Below are 18,354 nucleotides of genomic sequence, written 5' to 3' on the forward strand. Positions count from 1 at the left end.
TTATGGAAATGCGTGTGGATAAGCTGATGTTGGCAAAACAGGATGTGCCAGAGTCCGGTGTGCGGAGAATCAATCAGCAGAGAATCAATCAAGAGCGATTCTGGGATGCGCTGCCGCCGCAATGGAACAGCGATACGCAAGAGACGCTGGTGTGCATACAGGTACGCGCTGAGACGCATGACGTCAAAAGCTTTATTTTTGCGACGCCGGACAACAGCGGCTTCACCTTTCAACCGGGCCAGTTCATCACGCTGGAACTGGACATCAACGGTGAGACGATTAATCGCTGCTATACCATTTCGTCGTCGCCGGCCCGGCCGCACACGATCTCGATTACGGTCAAGCGGGTGCCCAACGGGCCGGTCTCGAACTGGCTGCACGACAATCTGAAAGCCGGCGACAACGTGCGCGTATTGGGGGCGGCCGGAGAGTTCACTTGCGCCACCTTTCCGGCCGACAAATACCTGTTCCTTTCCGCCGGTTCCGGCGTCACGCCATTGATGTCGATGACGCGCGCCCATCACGATCTGGCGGATGACCGCGACATTACGTTCATCCACAGCGCCCGGACCCCGGACGACATCATCTTTGAACGAGAGCTGGCCTTGATCGCCAGCAATCAGCAGAATTTCCGTACCCGCTTTATCTGTGAACGGCTCGGCGCGCGGCGCGACTGGCATGGTCCGACCGGCATGTTGTCGCTGGCGGCACTGAAACTGATGGCGCCGGATTTTATGCAGCGCGAAATTTTCGTGTGCGGCCCGGCGCCGTACATGAAGGCGGTGCGCGGCATGCTGGACGAGGCCGGGTTTGATCGCCAGCATTATCACGAGGAAAGCTTTTCTTTCGAGAGCCTGCCGGAAGAAGTGCAGGAAGCGGCCACCCATGCGGAAGATGCGGCAACGGCAACCGCCACGGCAATCCTCGAAGCCAGCAGTTTCAAGGTTACCTTTCAAAAAAGTTCGCGCGAAATCGTTTGTGGCGCGCAGCAGCATGTGCTGGAAGCGGCACGTGCCACCGGCGTCCGGCTGGCATCATCCTGCGCCCAGGGCATGTGCGGCACCTGCAAGGTAAAGTTGATTTCAGGCAAGGTCGATATGCAGCACAAAGGCGGCATTCGTCAGCGTGAGATTGATCAGGGCATGGTATTGCTGTGCTGCAGCAAGCCATTGACTGACCTGGTGGTGGATAAATAAATAGCAAGGGATAGCCGGGCCTCGATGCCGTATTCCTCAACATCGGTCCCAGCGTCGCAATTGATCGAAATTTCGTCGCAAATAGCGTACTTTGGTGGTTACCGATAGACGATGATAAAAGCGGCGAAAGGTAAAAGCATCTTGAATTACCTGTTCCACCGTAAAAATTCCATCACCTTGCCATTTCACTTTTAAGAGGTTCTCAATGAAAAAGCACCCTAACTCTTTGGTAACTAAGTTGTGTTGTCTGAGCGTCGGTTTAGGAATCACTGCGATGGCGGGTCTGGCCGGCGCGGAGACCAAGCCCAGCATCAGCATCGGCTATGTCGAAGGTTGGTCCGACAGCGTCGCCACCACCTACGTCGCGGCACAGGTGATGCGAAAAAATCTTGGTTATGAAGTCAAGCTGGTCCCGGTTGCTGCCGGTCTGATGTGGCAAGGCGTGGCCCGCGGCGATCTGGACGCCACCATGTCGGCTTGGCTGCCAGCCACCCACGGCGCCTATTACGACAAGCTGAAAGACAAGGTGGTCGATCTGGCCGTGAATTTTCACGGTGCCAAGATCGGCCTGATTGTGCCGGATTACGTGACCGCAAAAACGGTCGGTGACCTGGAAGCGCAAAAAGCCGGTTTTGAAGGTCGTATCGTTGGCATCGATGCCGGTGCCGGCGTCATGACCAAGACCGAACAGGCGATCAAGGACTATGGACTGGATTACAAGCTGATGCCAAGCTCCGGCAGCGCCATGACGGCAGAACTGGACCGTTCAATCCGGGCCCACAAATCCATCGTCGTGACAGGCTGGATTCCACACTGGATGTTTGCCAAGTGGAAGCTGAAATTCCTCGAAGATCCGAAGAATGTCTACGGTGCTGCCGAGCACGTCGATAGCGTCGCCAATCCCGGCCTGGCAGCCAAGGCCAAGCCTATCAATGATTTGTTGAAGAATTTTTCCTGGAAACCGGGTGAGATCGATAGTGTGATGCTGGCGGTGCAGAATGGCGAAAAGCCGGAAGTCGCGGCCGAGAAATGGGTAACTGCGCATCCTGAACGGGTCAAGGAGTGGTTGCAAGTGACGAAGTAATGGTATTTAGTTTCAATAATCTTCGGTACTTCCGCTGCCGGTAAATCGACGAAGGCGCGCGCCGATTGCTTCGTCTTCGTCGGGAGCTGGTGCAAACACGACGTTCAGTCGTTGTGTTTGCACCAGCTCCGTTGCCATATGCGCTATACACATTGACCAGACCGACGCCGCTGAGCGTGGTCTGGATGAATGCTTCCCCGTTGTCTACCATCAGACGGCCATTCGGTACGAAGGTGGTTTTGGTTTTGGTTTTGTTGCCATCGGTATCCTGAATTTCCACGCATGAGGAAAAAAATACGGAGATGACACTATTTGACAAAACCGCACGTGGCCGCGAAGAAATCGCCATCCGCGGGAACGCTCTGGCACCACGCTTGCGCACATTGCTGTTGCTGGTTGACGGCAAAACCGACAGCGTTATCCTGCTTAGCAAAGTCGCCGGACTGGGGCTCTCGCAGGAACACCTGCAGACGTTACTGGACGGTGGCATGATACAACTCCACGAGCAGCCCCACGACACCCGAGCCGCTGACGCCGGCGCGATTGCCGCCCCAGGCCAGGCAGCCTATGCCGGCCCTGCTATGACGCATGGAATGAAGGTTGAGCGCACCAGCTCTGCCGAGGATGTCAACGAACTGCGCCAGGTTTATCTGGAAGCAATACTGAAATCCAAAGGCGAGGAAATCACCCGTAGTCTGGGTGGTGATCATTACCCACATCTGTTTGGCAAAGACGGTAAAAATCGGTTGTAAACAATTCCAAAAATGGTGGAATTACGCCATCGAAACAGCGTCATTTTTATGATGGATCATCACTTGTCTTCAGGCGACAATCCGACGTCGTTTTTGTTAAGCCGATTACGACCGTAAAAAGTGGAATTGCGACAACATGCGCCTCTGGGTGGAGCGGCCGCTGCGGGTAAAGCGGCATTAGTCATGGCACGACAGTTGCTCCGTCGTTTTTGATTAAGTGGTTGTCGTAAATTTTCATCCGGCGCATAACCTTTCTCGCGACTATGCTATTAGCTTAGGACGAAAATAATGATTTTCAGATGGGGTGAAAGCTGGGCTGCAAAAGTATTCCGGCAAAGCGGCACAACATGGCGCAACATGGAACAAAGTGGTGCGCTGCACATCTACCGGCGGTCAGCGATATCAGCCCGGTAGCAGCGAATGATTAATCAGGAGGCAGTTGATGAAATCTGGAAAAGTGGTTGTAGACCACCTGTACAAGGTCTTTGGGAATAATCCGGGGGCGGCCTTGAGCATGCTTAAAAAAGGCTACTCAAAGGATAAGATTTTTGCTGAAACGGGGCAAATTGTCGGCGTCCAGGATGTTTCATTCGAAGTGCAGGAAGGCGAAATTTTTGTGCTGATGGGGCTATCCGGTTCGGGTAAATCCACCCTGATCCGTCTGATCAACCGCCTGGTTGATCCGAGCGCGGGCAGCATCTGGGTCGATGGCCAGGACGTCGCCGCGATGAGCAAGGCGGAGCTCATCAAACTGCGCCGGCGCGACATGAGCATGGTATTTCAGTCGTTTGCATTGATGCCGCATCGGACCGTGTTGTCCAACGCTGCGTTTGGCCTGGAAGTGGCCGGCACCGGCAAAAAAGAGCGCGAACGTCAGGCCATGACGGTGCTGGAACAAGTCGGCCTGGCGCCCTTTGCCAACAAGCTGCCATGCGAATTGTCCGGCGGCATGCAGCAGCGGGTCGGGCTGGCGCGGGCGTTGTCGGTCAATCCTTCGCTGATGATCATGGATGAGGCCTTTTCGGCGCTCGATCCGCTCAAGCGTAAGGAAATGCAGGACGTCCTGCTCGAACTGCAAAAAGAGCAACGCCGCACGATCATTTTTGTTTCGCATGATCTGGAAGAAGCGCTGCGCATCGGCAGCCGGATTGCCATCATGGAAGGCGGGCGCCTGGTCCAGGTCGGTACTGCGCAGGAAATTATCGATAACCCGGCAGAAGATTATGTCCGTGCCTTCTTTGACGGCGTCGATACCAATCGCTACCTGACTGCCAGCGATCTGATGCAAACCAACGCGGTGCCGCTGCTGAAATCGGCCGATGAACTCAAAGCGAATCCTCACCTGTACGCTAATAGCCGCTCCGACTTTGCGTTCGTGGTGGATGGCGCACGCAAGGTGCAGGGGATCATTCCGACCCGCAGTTTTGCGGATGCCAGCGGTGTGATGCAACCCGTGACGCTGCAGGGCGTCGAGTTGATTCATCACCGTACGACGCTGGACGTGGTGATGGGCAAGCTGATTGCCAGCCCGATTCCGTTACCGGTGGTGGATGCTGACGGCTGCTACTGCGGCGCGATCAGTCAATCCATGGTTCTTCAAGCATTGTCAAAAACTAGAGGCTCACATGTCTGACACTATTCCTCTCGGACGCTGGGTTGACCACGGCGTTCATTACATCCTCGATAAACACGGTAACAGTTTTGACGCCTTCGGCAACGCCATCAGCTGGTTTGCCGAAGTGATTGAACATGGCCTGCAGGTGCTGCCGATCTGGGTGTTGGTAGGTTTCTTTGTCGCCATGGGAGTCTGGCGGGTCGGCTTCAAGTTTGCGCTATTTACACTGATGGCTTTCTTGCTGATTATCGGCACCGGCTTCTGGGATCAGACCGTGGTGACCCTGGGGCTGACTATTTCAGCCACCATCATTAGTCTGGCGCTAGGCGTTCCGGTGGGGATCTGGGCCGCCAAGAGCAAACGGGTGGCGATGATTGTGCGTCCGATCCTGGATTTGATGCAAACCATGCCTGCGTTCGTGTATCTGATTCCGGCCGCAATGATGTTTGGCCTGGGGCGGGTGCCGGGGATCATCTCGACCGTGATTTTTGCGATGCCGCCGGCGGTGCGCTTGACCGCACTTGGGATTCGCCATGTCAACAATGAGATCGTCGAAGCGGGTCAGGCCTTCGGTTGCACGCCGTGGCAACTGCTCTACAAAGTCCAGTTCCCGAACGCGCTGCCATCCATCATGGCCGGGATCAACCAGACCATCATGATGGCCTTGTCGATGGTGATTATTGCGTCGATGGTGGGGGCGGGCGGTTTGGGTAACGACGTCCTGGCAAGTATTCAGCGACTCGATATCGGCCTTGGTTTTGAAAGCGGCTTGAGCGTGGTGTTGCTGGCGATTATCCTGGATCGGATTACCGAGAGTTTCGGCACGACGCCTGAGGCCGGCAAGGTGCCGCGCTTCTCCAAGCTGCGCAGGGCGTTACGCAAGCGTAGCCAGACGTTGGCGACAACCTGAGCTGCCGGAAATAAATAACTGTTCCTGATAGCCGCTGGCGTAGCGCCAGCGGCTATTGTGCGATGGACAGTTATTGCACATGTCGCATGGATGGAGACAGCATGTCTGCGCTGGGATCCAGCCGCAAAGAGTTGATCGAAGTCGCGCGCCTGATGGAAATCCATATCGAAGAAGCGCTCTCTTTCGACGACATCGCCAACCTCGTCGTCCTCTTCCCTCTTCCTGCCATTTCAGCAAAGCCTATCGCAATCGGTTCGGTTGCTCACCAAGCGGCGAACGACATTTTCAGCAGCACCATCTTGGGGCAACGGACGATGCCGCGGCGGCGCCGCTATTGTCGCGATTATCGCCATTGCCGGCTGCGGCCGACAATGGCGCTGGCGGACAATAGTATGTCGCAATCCAGCTAAGCAGAGCACAACTAAGCGTGTAATTTCTAGCTTGTGCAGCGGTGCATCGTAACTTCTCAATCCGGCACAAAACATGGCAGGCTTTTTTGCGCCGGCTTGATCTGTACCAGGCTGTTTCAGTCCGGAATATCGTCCTAAAAAACGCAGCAGTAACGCAAGGTCCTGTATCGGATCGAGGGCTATTTTTTTTTAAAAATCATCTAAAAGTTTGGCGAGGAGCTTTGATCATGAAAGCAAGACATGTTGTGAAGACGTTGGCGGCGCTGGGCCTCATTGCCGGCAATGCGTGGGCGGTGGCACCGGCGGATGTGGCGCGGCTGGGGCAGGATCTGACGCCGGTTGGTGCGGAAAAGGCCGGTAGCAAGGACGGCGCAATTCCGGCATTTTCCGGCACCGAGAGTCCGCTGCCGGGCTGGTCGTATGGCAAGCTGCGCGAGGATTACTGGAAGCACAAGGCGGAAAAACAGCTGTTTGTCATCGATGCCGGCAACGTCGATAAATATGCCGACAAGCTGACGCCGGGCCAGATTCAGATGCTCAAGCAGGTCAAGGGCTACACCATGCCGGTCTATACCAGCCATCGCGATTGCGGTTTGCCCGAGGCGGTCGAGAAGAACACCAAGGACGGCGCGCTGAAAGCCGCGATCGCCAAGGACGGCTGGTCGCTGGAGAGCGCCACGATGCCGGGCGTGCCTTTTCCGGTGCCGCAGAAAGGCATCGAGGTGATGTGGAACTGGCTCATGCGCTATCAGGGCGTGGCGGCCGAGTGGCCGGACGGGTATACCGTCGTATCGCCGCGTCCGGGCACCACCAACCCGATCATCGCGCGCTGGAATCAGTTGTCGTATTTCCCATGGGCCAAGAAAGGCCAGCACACGCCGCAGGATGCCAAAGGTTTGCAAAACGGTTTCTATTATCTGTACTCTGAACCTGCCGCTCTCGCCGGACAGGGCACGGTCCAGCGCTATTACTTCAACAAGGATACGGATACCTACTATTACTTCACCGGACAGCGCCGTGTGCGCCGCCTGCCGAGCTATGCCTACGATGCACCGCTGATCGGTTATGAGAACCAGTATCCGGCAGACATTTCCTTTGGTTTCTACGGCAACCCGGACCGTTTCGAATGGAAGATCGTCGGCAAGAAGGAAGTCTACGTACCGTACAACAACTTTGCGATGCAGCGCTTCAATACCAAGCTGGACGACGCGCTGGGACCGAATTTCGTCAATCCTGCCCTGCGCCGCTATGAGCTGCACCGCGTGTGGGAGATCGAGGGCACGGTGAAGGCTGGCGTGCGTCACTCGACACCGAAGAAGACTCTGTATATCGATGAAGATAGCTGGCTGGTCACCGTCGGCGACGATTACGATGCCCAGGGCAAGATCTGGAAGGCGAAGGAAAACTACATCACGCCGCAATCCGAAATCGGCGCCTGCGTGCCGTCCGCATCGATCTACAACGATTTGATCAGTCGCCGCTATGTGTTTGACGAAACCATTGTCGGCACCGGCAAAGACTTGAAGTTCTATCCTCCGGAAGCGAGCGATTCGCGGTTGACCGATAGCTTTTTCACCGGTGAGAACCTGGGCGCGATCAGCGACCGTTAAATTATCATCCGAAAGCGGCTGTAAGGGCTGCCGCTTTCATTCATCTATGTCGGCTGGCGTTGCGGGTAGGGCGCAATCCAGCCGTGGCGGACCAATTCCAGGGATGCGGTGCGCCTGATTTTTCACAAATTTGGGGATAGTTGAAAATGAACAAATCATTGATTCGTTTGTTCGGCGTGACCATGTGCGGTGCACTGGCCTACGGACCTGCGCATGCCGTCACGTTCGATACCGGGCTCGGCGACATGAAGGCTGAATGGAATTCGAACATTACGGGAGGGCTCGGCGTCCGTACCAAGAATCCAAGTTGCAGTCTGACCGGAGACCCGAATGCCTACGGCTGCGGCAGCGCAGCCAACACCGGGGTGTGGGCCAACGGCGACGACGGCAATCTGAACTACAAAAAAGGGCAGGCTTACACCGCCTACACCAGTTTCACCACCGAACTGCTGCTGTCGATGCCGTCGACGGGCACCAAGTTCCTGATGCGCGGCACCGGGATGTACGACTTCGCCGCCGACCACACACAGCGCACACCACTCGCGTCGGACGTCAGGAGCCAGGCCGTCGACAGCATTCAATTGCTCGACTTCTGGGGGCAGAAAGACTTCAATATCGGCGACGAGCGCGCCCATTTCCGTCTGGGTAACCAGGTGATCAACTGGGGCGAAAGCTATTTTGCTTCGGGCGGCATCAACGCCACCAATGCGGTTGATATCCAGAAACTGCTGATTCCCGGCACCCAACTCAAGCAGGCCTTGCTGCCGGCGCCGATGCTCAGTTTCGCCAGCAGTTTGCCGGCAGGCTTTTCGACCGAGGCCTACTACCAGTTCCAATGGAACGGCAACAAGTATCCGCCGGTCGGCACTTACTGGTCGGCGTCCGACGTGTTCGGGCGCGGCGCGGTTCCGGCCTCGTTCAACTCGCAGAACTTCAACGTCGCCGGCCTCGATGCCGGCACCATCGCGGGGCCGAATAGCAAGAACAGTCAGTTTTACAACGGCGTCAACCAGAATCTGCTCAGCGGGGTATACGCCGGTGCGCCCTTCAATGCCACCGGTGCCCAGTACAACACGGTACTGCCGGGCAATAAACCGCAGTTCGGGATGAAGTTCGGCTACAAGCCGGATGGCGCCGATATCAACTTCGGCTTCTACTATGAGAACTATACCGACAAGGCGCCGGTCCTGTCCTACCTGGCCAACGGTTCGTCGCAATGGTCCTACCTGCAAAATCGCAGTCTGCTCGGCGTCAGCACCAATTTCGCGCTGGGCAGCTGGGCCATCGGTTCCGAGCTGTCGTACCGGCCGCACGATGCGGTGGCGATGTCGGCCTGCTACCTGGCCGGTGGACCGTCTGACGCCAATACCAATCTGGTCAGCGGGGCCAACTGCCAAGCATGGAAGGACATGAAGAAGATCCAGTTCGACATCAATGCGCAGTTGAACATGACGCAGACCACGCATCCGTTCCTGAAGCTGATCGGCGCCGACCTGGGGGTGTTTACCACCGAACTGACGGTGATCAAATACCCCGGCGTGAATGCGAATACCCAGTACACCAGCACCGTCAACGGACAACAGGTCTATCAACTGGCCGATGCGGCGTACGGGACCTGGCTGAACAACAACTCGGGACTCGGTTATCCGATTGCCGCGGCACAGGGCACATCGACCGCGCTCGGGCTCACGGTCGACTTCAACTGGACCTACGACGGCACCTTGATCCCGGGCTGGCAGGTAACGCCGGGCATCACCTTCTATGACGCGGTCAAGGGATACACCCCGACCTTCTCCGCCAACTACGAGGCGGGCGCCAAATCGGCCAACTTCTACATGTTGTTCAACCAGAATCCGCAAAAGTGGCAGGCCGGGCTCAACTTTACGGCGTATTGGGGCGGCAATGCGGTATCTCAGCCGTATTCCGACCGCAATTTCGTCGGCGCATTTGTGACACGCAATTTTTAATGTTGTTGGACGCTGACCGGGCAGGCCCGGCCAGCGTGTTCGGTAATAGGTTGAAGAACGAGGAAGACACGTGTTAAACAAATTAATCCAAAGCCTGGAACATTGGCTCTTCACCCGGCGCCTGCTGGTGCTTGGCACGCTTGCCGCGCTCACCGCCGTGATGGCCTTCTTTGCCTTGCAGCTGCGGATGGATGCCGGCTTCGAGAAGCAGATTCCCATCGGGCACGAATATGTCAAGACCTTCCAGCAATATCGCGCGGACCTGTTCGGCGCGAACCGGCTGACCGTCGTCGTCAAGGCCAGACACGGCACGATCTGGACCAAGGAAGGCATTACCCGGCTGTATAAGGTGACGCAGGCGACCGCCTATCTGCCCAACGTCGACCGGCTCGGTGTGCAGTCCTTATGGACCCCGAACAGCTTCGTCAACGAAATCACCGAGGAAGGTTTTCGCTCGCAGCCGATCATCCCCGGCACGGTCACGCCTGACGGCTTGAACGCCGAGGAAATCGCGCGCATCAAGCAGTCGACTTCGGAAGGCGGTTTCGTCGGATCGCTGGTGTCGCACGACCAGACCGGCGCCATGATCACGGCGGAAATCGGCGAGACCGGGGTGGACGGCAAGAAGATCGATTACGTCCAATACAACCGTCTGCTCGAAGAAAAACTGCGCAAGCCCTTTGAAGATGCCGACTTCGAGATCCAGATCACCGGCTTCGCCAAGCAGATCGGCGACATCGCCGACGGCGCCAAGGCAGTGCTGGTGTTCTGTGCGATCGCACTGCTGCTGACCGCGCTGTCGGTGTACTGGTATTGCCATTCGCTGCGCTTCACGATCCTGCCTATCGTCTGCTCGCTGACCTCGCTGGTATGGCAATTCGGCACGCTGCGCCTGCTGGGTTTCGGTCTTGATCCGCTCGGGGTGCTGGTGCCGTTCCTGGTGTTCGCCATCGGGGTCTCGCACGGCGTGCAGCAGATCAACTTCATCACGCGCGAACTGGCGCATGGCAAGTCGTCGATGGATGCCGCGCGGCATAGCTTTACCGGCCTGCTGATTCCCGGCACGCTGGCGCTGGTGACTGCGTTCGTGTCGTTCATCACGCTGCTGCTGATTCCGATCCCGATGATTCGCGAACTGGCGATCACCGCTTCGCTGGGGGTCGGCTACAAGATCATCACCAACCTCGTCATGTTGCCGGTCGCCGCGTCCTGCTTCAACTTCACCAAGGCCTATGCCGACAAGGCCATGCAGAAGCGCGAACAACGCGCGCGTTGGCTGCGCACCCTGGCGCGGGTGGCCGAACCGCGCAACGCGGTCATCACGCTGGTGCTGGTGAGCGGCGTGTTCGCCACCGCCGTCTGGCAAAGCCGCGACCGCGTGGTCGGCACCCTGCAACCCGGCGCGCCGGAATTGCGGCCGGAGGCGCGCTTCAATCGCGACGCGGTGTCGATTGCGAATAACTACGACGTCGGTCTCGACTGGCTCTCGGTCGTCATCCAGGCCCCGTCCGACTCCTGCGAAAGCCCGGCGGTCGGCACCTTCGACGACAACCTGGCCTACTCCCTGAAAAACGTGCCCGGCATCGTCTCGATCAGCTCGTATGCAGACAATCTGCGCACCTACAACCAGGGTTACAACGAAGGCAATCCGAAGATGAACGTGGTGCCGATCGATACCGGCAACTACGCCGGCCTGTCGACCGAGATCGGGCGCGTGCGCGGCTATCTCAACAAGGATTGCAGCATGACCGCGGTCCACCTGTACCTGGCCGACCACAAGGCGACCACCATCAACCGTGTCATCGATGCGGTCAAACACTTCCGCGATACGCACCCGACGCCGGGCATCACGATCCGGCTGGCTGCAGGCAACGCCGGACTGCTGGCCGCGATCAACGACGAGGTGGCGCAAAGCGAATTGCCGATGATGCTGTATGTGTATGCGGCGATCATGCTGCTGGTGTTGCTGGTATACCGAGATCTGCGCGCGGTGGTCGCCTGCTGTCTGCCGTTGACGGTCGGCACCTTCATCGGCTACTGGTTCATGAAGGAGTTCGAGATCGGCCTGACGGTGGCGACCTTGCCGGTGATGGTGCTGGCGGTCGGGATCGGCGTCGATTACGCGTTCTACATCTACAACCGCCTGCAGGGCCATCTGGCTGCCGGTCAGCCGATCGTCAAGGCAATCGAGCATTCGATTCTGGAAGTCGGCATGGCCACCATCTTCACCGCCATCACGCTGGCCGTCGGGGTTGCCACCTGGAGTTTTTCGGCACTCAAGTTTCAGGCCGACATGGGCAAGTTGCTGGCCTTCATGTTCATTGTGAATCTGATCATGGCGATGACCGCGTTGCCGGCGCTGGCAGTCGTGCTGGAACGCATGTTTCCACGCCGTGGTCCGGTCCGTGCACCGGGCATGTTCAGTCATTAGGAGTGTAAAAATGAAAACAATCAACAGAACCATAAGACGTAGCGCGATGTTCGGCCTGCTGGCCCTGTGCGGCATCGCGCAGGCGGCGGAGCCGACGCCTGTACCGACTATTAAGCCGCAGCTGCAGATCCTGCCCGCCGAGCACTTCAGCGCCGCCGCCAGCGCGCAGATCCTGGCAGCGACGCGGGCGGGCAAGCGCATCGTCGCGGTCGGCGACCACGGCGTCGTGCTGCTGTCGGACGACGATGGCAAGACCTACCGGCAAGCCAAAACGGTGCCGGTCAGGTCGACCCTGACGGCGGTGTCGTTTGCCGATGCCAACACCGGCTGGGCGGTCGGCCATTGGGGCGCGATCCTGAAAACCACCGACGCCGGCGAATCCTGGCTGCTGCAACGCAGCGACAGCAAAGTCGATCAGCCGCTGTTCTCGCTGTATTTCAAGAACCCGCAAGAAGGCTGGGCCGTGGGTCTCTGGTCGATGATGCTGCACACTGCCGACGGCGGTGTGAGCTGGTCCAAGGTGACGCTGCCGCCGCCGCCGGGCACGAAAAAGGCCGACCGTAATCTGTATGCGATCTTCGCCGACGCCAAGGGCAGCTTGTTCGTCGCCTGCGAACAAGGCCGCGTGATCCGCTCGACCGATGGCGGCAACACCTGGACCTATGCCGAAACCGGCTATGCCGGTTCGTTCTGGACCGGGGTCGCATTGCAGGATGGCGCACTGTTGGTCGGCGGCTTGCGCGGGACGATTTACCGCAGTGCGGACGGCGGCGACAGCTGGCAGGCGTCCAAGACACCGTTCAAGAGTTCGGTTACGGATATCGTGCAGAAGCCGGATAAGTCGGTCTTCGCGGTCGGTCTCGACGGCGTGACGCTGGAGAGTCTCGACGCTGGCGTCAGCTTCACCGGCAAGCAACGCAGCGATCGCAGCGCACTGACGGCAGTGGTCGATACCCAGGCGGGCGTGCCGATGATTTTTTCGACAAATGGGCCGCTTGGCCAATAGACATCATCGGGTCTTCAAGCGGATGCGCGAGATCCGCGCGTCATAAGGAGAAAGTGGATGCAGGGCAACATTTAGCCGATTGTCACGCCGGGGTTGACCATTCGATCCAGTTTGATTAGTCTGGGACTCAGTATTCCGGCCGGCATCTGACGCGGTTTTGCAAGCGGTCTCAACATTGTCTTGCTGGTAATGCTACCAGCTGAATCAGTTGTTCTAGTCATAGCGTGAACGAGTGGCGGATCTCCGTCACTCATGGGTCGGATGGAGATAACATGTCGTCGCAACCAATATCCAAAATAGCTATGTCGCAGGCGGTCGGCGCTGAAGCCGCGGCTTCCGACGTTACGCATTTTGGCTTTCTGACGCTGCCGAATTTCTCGATGATCGCGTTTTCCAGTGCGATCGAAGTGTTGCGCATGGCCAATTACATCAGTCGCCAGACGCTCTATCGCTGGTCCGTTATCAGCCTGGATGGTCAGCCGGTGGCGGCGAGTAACGGTTTGCCGATTTCACCGACCCTGACCTTGGAGCAGGCCGGTCTTCCCGAAGTCCTGTTCGTCTGCGGCGGTGTGAAGATTCACGAAGCAGTCAACGACAAGTTGTCTTCTTTTCTACTCAAGCTGGCACGCAGTAATGTCAAGCTGGGCGGGATCTGTACCGGCAGCTACGCCTTGGTAAAAGCCGGGTTGATGAATGGCTATCACTGTGCGATTCACTGGGAAAATCTTTCGGCATTGCGTGAAGAGTTTCCCAAGGTACAGTTTTCCGAAGGTCTGTTTGCGATCGATCGGGATCGTTTGAGTTGTTCAGGCGGCACCGCGCCGATCGACCTGATGTTGAATCTGACCGCCAGCCGCTACGGAAAAACGCTCTCCGCCGAGATTTCGGAGCAGTTCATCCTGGAGCGGATACGCGATGGCAGCTATCAGCAGCACATTCCGATTGCCGCGCGGCTAGGATTCAGCCGCAAGGAATTGATCGAAGTGGCGCGCCTGATGGAAACCCATATCGAAGAAACCTTGCCCTTCGATGAGATCGCACGGCAAGTCGGCCTGTCGCAGCGCCAGCTGCAGCGGATGTTCAAATATTATCTGGATGTGACGCCCACGCATTACTACCTGCAACTGCGGTTGCGGCGCGCCCGCGAATTGCTGCTGCAAACCACCATGTCGATCATGAGCGTGACAGTGGCCTGCGGGTTTCAGTCGTCATGCCACTTCAGCAAAGCCTATCGCAATCAGTTCGGGCGCTCCCCGAGTAGTGAACGGCATATGCATCATCCGTTTCTTGCCGCCGCCGATCTCCCGGCGAGCGCCGATGCCGCGGTGTTGGCATTATCGCTCGAGGCCGATATTATCGCCGCCGCCGAGTTTGACGCAGACAGACAATAGCATGTCGCAATCCATCCACGTTGCACTGTGCACGCAGTGTAATTTGTGGGTGTGCCAAAGCTGAATTACCAGCAAACATTCCAGAACGATCCATAATCACCTTTTAGGTGCCGGTCTTGTACTGTGCACACCAGTCTTTCCGTTTGGAGAAAATAAATGAAATTGTTTCATCGTCCTGCCGTTGTCAGTATCGCACTGGGCATGTTGAGCGCGTTGACACTGTCAGGCGCAGCACAGGCAAGCGAACCCAAGGCTTGTCAAAATGTACGATTCGCCGATGTCGGCTGGACCGACATTGCCGCCACCACCGGCCTGGCGTCGGTTGTGTATGACGCTCTGGGGTATCACACAACAAAAACGATTGCTTCGGTGCCGATCACTTTTGCCGGTATCAAGAATAAACAAATCGACTTGTTCCTCGGCTACTGGTCGCCGACGATGGACCCGATGATCGCGCCATTCGTCAAGGACGGTACGGTAAAAGTATTGGGCACGCCGAATCTGACCGGAGCCAAATATACCCTTGCAGTCCCGACTTATGAGTACGACGCCGGCTTGAAAACCTTTGCCGATATTGCCAAGTATTCGAAAGAACTGGATGGCAAGATTTACGGTATCGAACCGGGCAACGACGGTAATACCCTGATTCAGGGCATGGTCAGCAAGAATCAATTCAATCTGAAGAATTTCAAGCTGGTCGAGTCGAGCGAGGCCGGCATGATGGTTGAACTGGGGCGCGCGGTGCGGCAAAAGAAATGGATAGTGATTCTGGGCTGGGAACCGCATCCGATGAACGTGCAGCAAAAGATCACCTATCTGACCGGCGGCGATGCGGTTTTCGGACCTAATTACGGTGAAGCCAAAGTCTATACCGTGACGCCCGCCGATTACGAAACACGTTGCCCTAACGCCGACAAGCTGGCCAAGAATTTGCACTTTACCACCGACATCGAGAACAAGGTGATGGTCCCGATCATGGATAAAAACGATCCTAAAGTCGCTGCCAAAGCGTGGCTGAAACAGAATCCGCAAGTCCTCGACAAGTGGCTGGCCGGCGTCAAGACGTTTGATGGCAAGGATGGTTTGCCGGCGGTCAAGACAGCGCTGGGACTTTGAAAAGGTAATGCTTTCCGTGACTGTCACGGAAAATCCGAACGAGCCGCCAGGCCGATTCACCGCGATGCATGATTTAGGTGAAATGTATCTGGCGGTAAATACCAACTCTGATGCGAATCAGGAGGAGATCATATGTCAGAAAATCGTGGTGTGGTGTATGTCGGTGACGGTAAAGTCGAAGTCCATTCGATTCCCTTTCCAAAACTGGACAATCCGCAAGGAAAGAAGATTGAACATGGCGTCATTCTGAAGGTTGTTTCAACCAATATTTGCGGCTCCGATCAGCATATGGTGCGCGGCCGCACGACGGCGCCAACCGGTCTGGTGCTGGGGCATGAAATTACCGGTGAAGTGATTGAATGCGGTTCCGATGTCGAGACCCTGAAGAAAGGCGATCTGGTTTCGGTCCCCTTCAACGTCGCCTGCGGCCGCTGCCGCACTTGCAAGGAACAGCATACCGGCGTCTGCGAAACGGTGAACCCGGCGCGTGCCGGCGGCGCCTACGGCTATGTCGACATGGGCGGCTGGATCGGCGGACAGTCGGAATACGTGATGGTGCCGTATGCCGACTTCAACTTGTTGCGCTTCCCGGACAAGGACCAGGCGATGTCCAAGATCCGCGACCTGACCTGCCTGTCCGACATTCTGCCGACCGGTTATCACGGCGCGGTGACTGCCGGCGTCGGTCCCGGCACCACGGTGTACGTCGCGGGCGCCGGTCCGGTCGGACTGGCTGCGGCAGCGTCTGCGCGCTTGCTGGGTGCGGCGGTAGTAATCATCGGCGATGTCAATCCCTTGCGTCTGGTACACGCGCGCAATGTCGGTTTTGAGACCGTCGATCTATCGCTCGACGCCACGCTGAGCGATCAGATTGAAAAAATCCTGGGAACCCCGGAAGTCGATTGTGCAATCGATTGCGTCGGCTTCGAGGCGCGCGGTCATGGCCACGCCGGTGCGCAGGCGGAAGCGCCAGCCACGGTGCTCAATTCATTGATGGAAATCACCCGCGTCGCCGGCAAGATCGGGATTCCCGGCCTGTACGTTACCGAAGATCCGGGCGCCATCGACAACGCTGCCAGAAAAGGCAGCCTGAGCATCCGCCTCGGTTTGGGCTGGGCCAAGTCGCATAGCTTCCACACCGGCCAAACGCCGGTGATGAAGTACAACCGCCAACTGATGCAGGCGATCTTGTGGGATCGGATCAAGATTTCCGACATCGTCGGCGTCGAAGTGATCACGCTGGACAATGCCCCGCAAGGTTACGAACAATTCGATGCCGGTGCGCCGAAGAAGTTTGTGATCGATCCGCATAACCTGGTGAAACGCGCGGCTTGATGCCGGAGCTGCCTAACGGCAGCGATAGCCGTTTGCCAGCGGAGCTGTAGAAGTTTTTAGCGTGACATCGAAGAGCTTGATCGACATGACGCGATCAAGCTCTTTTTTTTCACCAACGGGGCGCGCTTGATGTGCCTGCCTTTTTTCGCTGTTTTTGTGATGCCATATAAGAGGTTTCCACCATGCACACCACACCGACCTACGGCCTTACCTTGTCCTGTCCAAGTGAGGTCGGGCAGGTTGCCGCTGTCGTCAAGTTTCTCGCTGAGCGTCAGTGCTATATTTCCGAACTCTCCGTATTTGACGACGATGACTTCCACGCTTTTTTTCTCCGGTGCATCTTCCGTACACCAGAGGCGGAGCATTTCAAGCCCGAGGATTTGCGCGCGGATTTTGTCACCGTAGCAAAACAGTTCGGCATGCAATGGCAGATCCACGACATGCATCATCGCCCCAAAGTGGTCGTGATGGTATCCAAACTGGATCATTGTCTGGCGGATCTGTTGTTCCGCTGGAAAATGGGCGAATTGCCGATGGATTTTACCGCGATCATTTCGAACCACGCCGACCTGGCGCCGATGGCGGCGGCGCATAACATCCCGTTCCATCACCTCCCGGTAACGCAGGACAACAAGGCCGCACAAGAAGGCGCGGTACTGGAATTGATTGAAAGCTACGGCGCCGAACTGGTCGTGCTGGCGCGTTACATGCAGATCTTTTCCGAGGAAACCAGCGCCAGGCTGCGTGGCAAGGCGATCAATATCCATCACTCGTTCCTACCCAGTTTCAAAGGCGCCAAGCCGTATCACCAGGCCTATCAAAAAGGCGTCAAGCTGATCGGTGCGACGGCGCATTTCATTACCGACGATCTGGATGAAGGGCCGATCATCGAACAGGCGGTGGAGCGCGTCGACCACACCTACAACCCGGAAAAATTACTGGCGGTGGGGCGTGATGTGGAATGTCTGGCGTTGTCGCGTGCGGTGCAATATTTTATTCAACGGCGCTTGTTTGTGAACCGGAATCGAACGGTGATATTGCAGTAAGGCAAGATTCAGCCTTCTAAAAGCTGTTCAATAATTTTTTATAAAATTTTTTCGTGTCAAGGCTGTTGAAGTTGCCGTTGTCGTTGCTTTTGAAGTTGTTGTTGCTTTTGATCTTCCGCATTGAGACGCTGCCAAATGAGCCAACTGGCATTCGGATAAAGAGGGAAAACTTGTCTGAGCGCAGCGAGTTTGTTTTCCCTCCCGAATGCCAGTTGGCTCATTTGGGGACCCGACCAACGGGAGGGCAGTGGCTTTGCGGTCGCCTTCTTTTGGTTACTTTTCTTGGCGAAGCAAGAAAAGTGACTGGCTGTCGGGCCACCCCCGACCAGCATCCACGGAGTACCGAACGTTTTAATTAGCGACGACCGAATATTACGTTTTTCCACCCACCATTTTTCTGTTGTGCTTATTGCCAGCCATACAGCGCACCCATCGTAAAAATTCACCCCAACACACCCCAAAAACGACACCCTTGTCGGAAAAAT

Annotated in this window: 15 protein-coding genes; 14 read left to right on the forward strand and 1 reads right to left on the reverse strand. The window is 56.9% G+C overall.

What is annotated here, in order from left to right:
• The first annotated feature begins 2 nt into the window (after window positions 1–2).
• From AC3CHX_RS03040 to purU, 14 genes are all read left to right on the forward strand, one after another.
• Entirely contained in the window at window positions 3–1,196 is a 1,194-nt protein-coding gene (locus AC3CHX_RS03040) for an FAD-binding oxidoreductase (RefSeq protein ID WP_488642636.1), read from the forward strand.
• 274 nt (window positions 1,197–1,470) lie between these two features.
• Window positions 1,471–2,280, forward strand: a complete 810-nt coding sequence (locus tag AC3CHX_RS03045; RefSeq protein ID WP_488642637.1) for a glycine betaine ABC transporter substrate-binding protein — start codon at window positions 1,471–1,473, stop codon at window positions 2,278–2,280.
• 302 nt (window positions 2,281–2,582) lie between these two features.
• Entirely contained in the window at window positions 2,583–3,032 is a 450-nt protein-coding gene (locus AC3CHX_RS03050; protein ID WP_488642638.1) for a hypothetical protein, read from the forward strand.
• Between the two features lie 442 nt (window positions 3,033–3,474).
• Window positions 3,475–4,665 (forward strand): quaternary amine ABC transporter ATP-binding protein, encoded by a 1,191-nt coding sequence (locus AC3CHX_RS03055; RefSeq protein ID WP_488642639.1) that lies wholly within the window; start codon window positions 3,475–3,477, stop codon window positions 4,663–4,665.
• Window positions 4,658–5,557 (forward strand): choline ABC transporter permease subunit, encoded by a 900-nt coding sequence (gene choW, locus AC3CHX_RS03060; protein WP_488642640.1) that lies wholly within the window; start codon window positions 4,658–4,660, stop codon window positions 5,555–5,557. The genes AC3CHX_RS03055 and choW overlap by 8 nt, the downstream gene beginning before the upstream one ends.
• 101 nt (window positions 5,558–5,658) lie before the next feature.
• Window positions 5,659–5,967 carry a hypothetical protein gene (locus tag AC3CHX_RS03065; protein WP_488642641.1) on the forward strand — a complete coding sequence of 103 codons (309 nt, stop codon included), beginning with the start codon at window positions 5,659–5,661 and terminating at the stop codon, window positions 5,965–5,967.
• A gap of 227 nt (window positions 5,968–6,194) precedes the next feature.
• Window positions 6,195–7,577: a DUF1329 domain-containing protein gene (locus AC3CHX_RS03070; RefSeq protein WP_488642642.1), complete on the forward strand. Its 1,383-nt coding sequence runs from the start codon at window positions 6,195–6,197 to the stop codon at window positions 7,575–7,577.
• 146 nt (window positions 7,578–7,723) lie between these two features.
• Window positions 7,724–9,544, forward strand: a complete 1,821-nt coding sequence (locus AC3CHX_RS03075; RefSeq protein ID WP_488642643.1) for a DUF1302 domain-containing protein — start codon at window positions 7,724–7,726, stop codon at window positions 9,542–9,544.
• A gap of 70 nt (window positions 9,545–9,614) precedes the next feature.
• A complete protein-coding gene (locus AC3CHX_RS03080) occupies window positions 9,615–11,975 on the forward strand; it encodes an efflux RND transporter permease subunit (protein WP_488642644.1) in 2,361 nt (786 codons plus the stop codon).
• 10 nt (window positions 11,976–11,985) lie between these two features.
• Window positions 11,986–12,981 (forward strand): WD40/YVTN/BNR-like repeat-containing protein, encoded by a 996-nt coding sequence (locus tag AC3CHX_RS03085; RefSeq protein ID WP_488642645.1) that lies wholly within the window; start codon window positions 11,986–11,988, stop codon window positions 12,979–12,981.
• Between the two features lie 302 nt (window positions 12,982–13,283).
• Window positions 13,284–14,372, forward strand: a complete 1,089-nt coding sequence (locus AC3CHX_RS03090) for a GlxA family transcriptional regulator (RefSeq protein ID WP_488644707.1) — start codon at window positions 13,284–13,286, stop codon at window positions 14,370–14,372.
• Between the two features lie 201 nt (window positions 14,373–14,573).
• Window positions 14,574–15,488, forward strand: coding sequence for a choline ABC transporter substrate-binding protein (locus tag AC3CHX_RS03095; RefSeq protein WP_488644708.1), 915 nt, complete (start codon window positions 14,574–14,576; stop codon window positions 15,486–15,488).
• Window positions 15,489–15,620: 132 nt separating this feature from the next.
• Window positions 15,621–16,823 carry a formaldehyde dehydrogenase, glutathione-independent gene (gene fdhA / locus AC3CHX_RS03100; protein WP_488642646.1) on the forward strand — a complete coding sequence of 401 codons (1,203 nt, stop codon included), beginning with the start codon at window positions 15,621–15,623 and terminating at the stop codon, window positions 16,821–16,823.
• A 182-nt stretch (window positions 16,824–17,005) separates the two neighbouring features.
• Window positions 17,006–17,869 carry a formyltetrahydrofolate deformylase gene (gene purU, locus AC3CHX_RS03105; protein WP_488642647.1) on the forward strand — a complete coding sequence of 288 codons (864 nt, stop codon included), beginning with the start codon at window positions 17,006–17,008 and terminating at the stop codon, window positions 17,867–17,869.
• Window positions 17,870–17,925: 56 nt separating this feature from the next.
• Here the strand turns inward: purU and AC3CHX_RS03110 are convergent, their stop codons facing one another.
• Complete coding sequence (locus AC3CHX_RS03110; RefSeq protein ID WP_488642648.1) at window positions 17,926–18,255, reverse strand: hypothetical protein; 330 nt, start codon at window positions 18,253–18,255, stop codon at window positions 17,926–17,928.
• Window positions 18,256–18,354 lie beyond the last annotated feature (99 nt).

It is taken from the genome of Glaciimonas sp. OK215 (assembly GCF_057787885.1).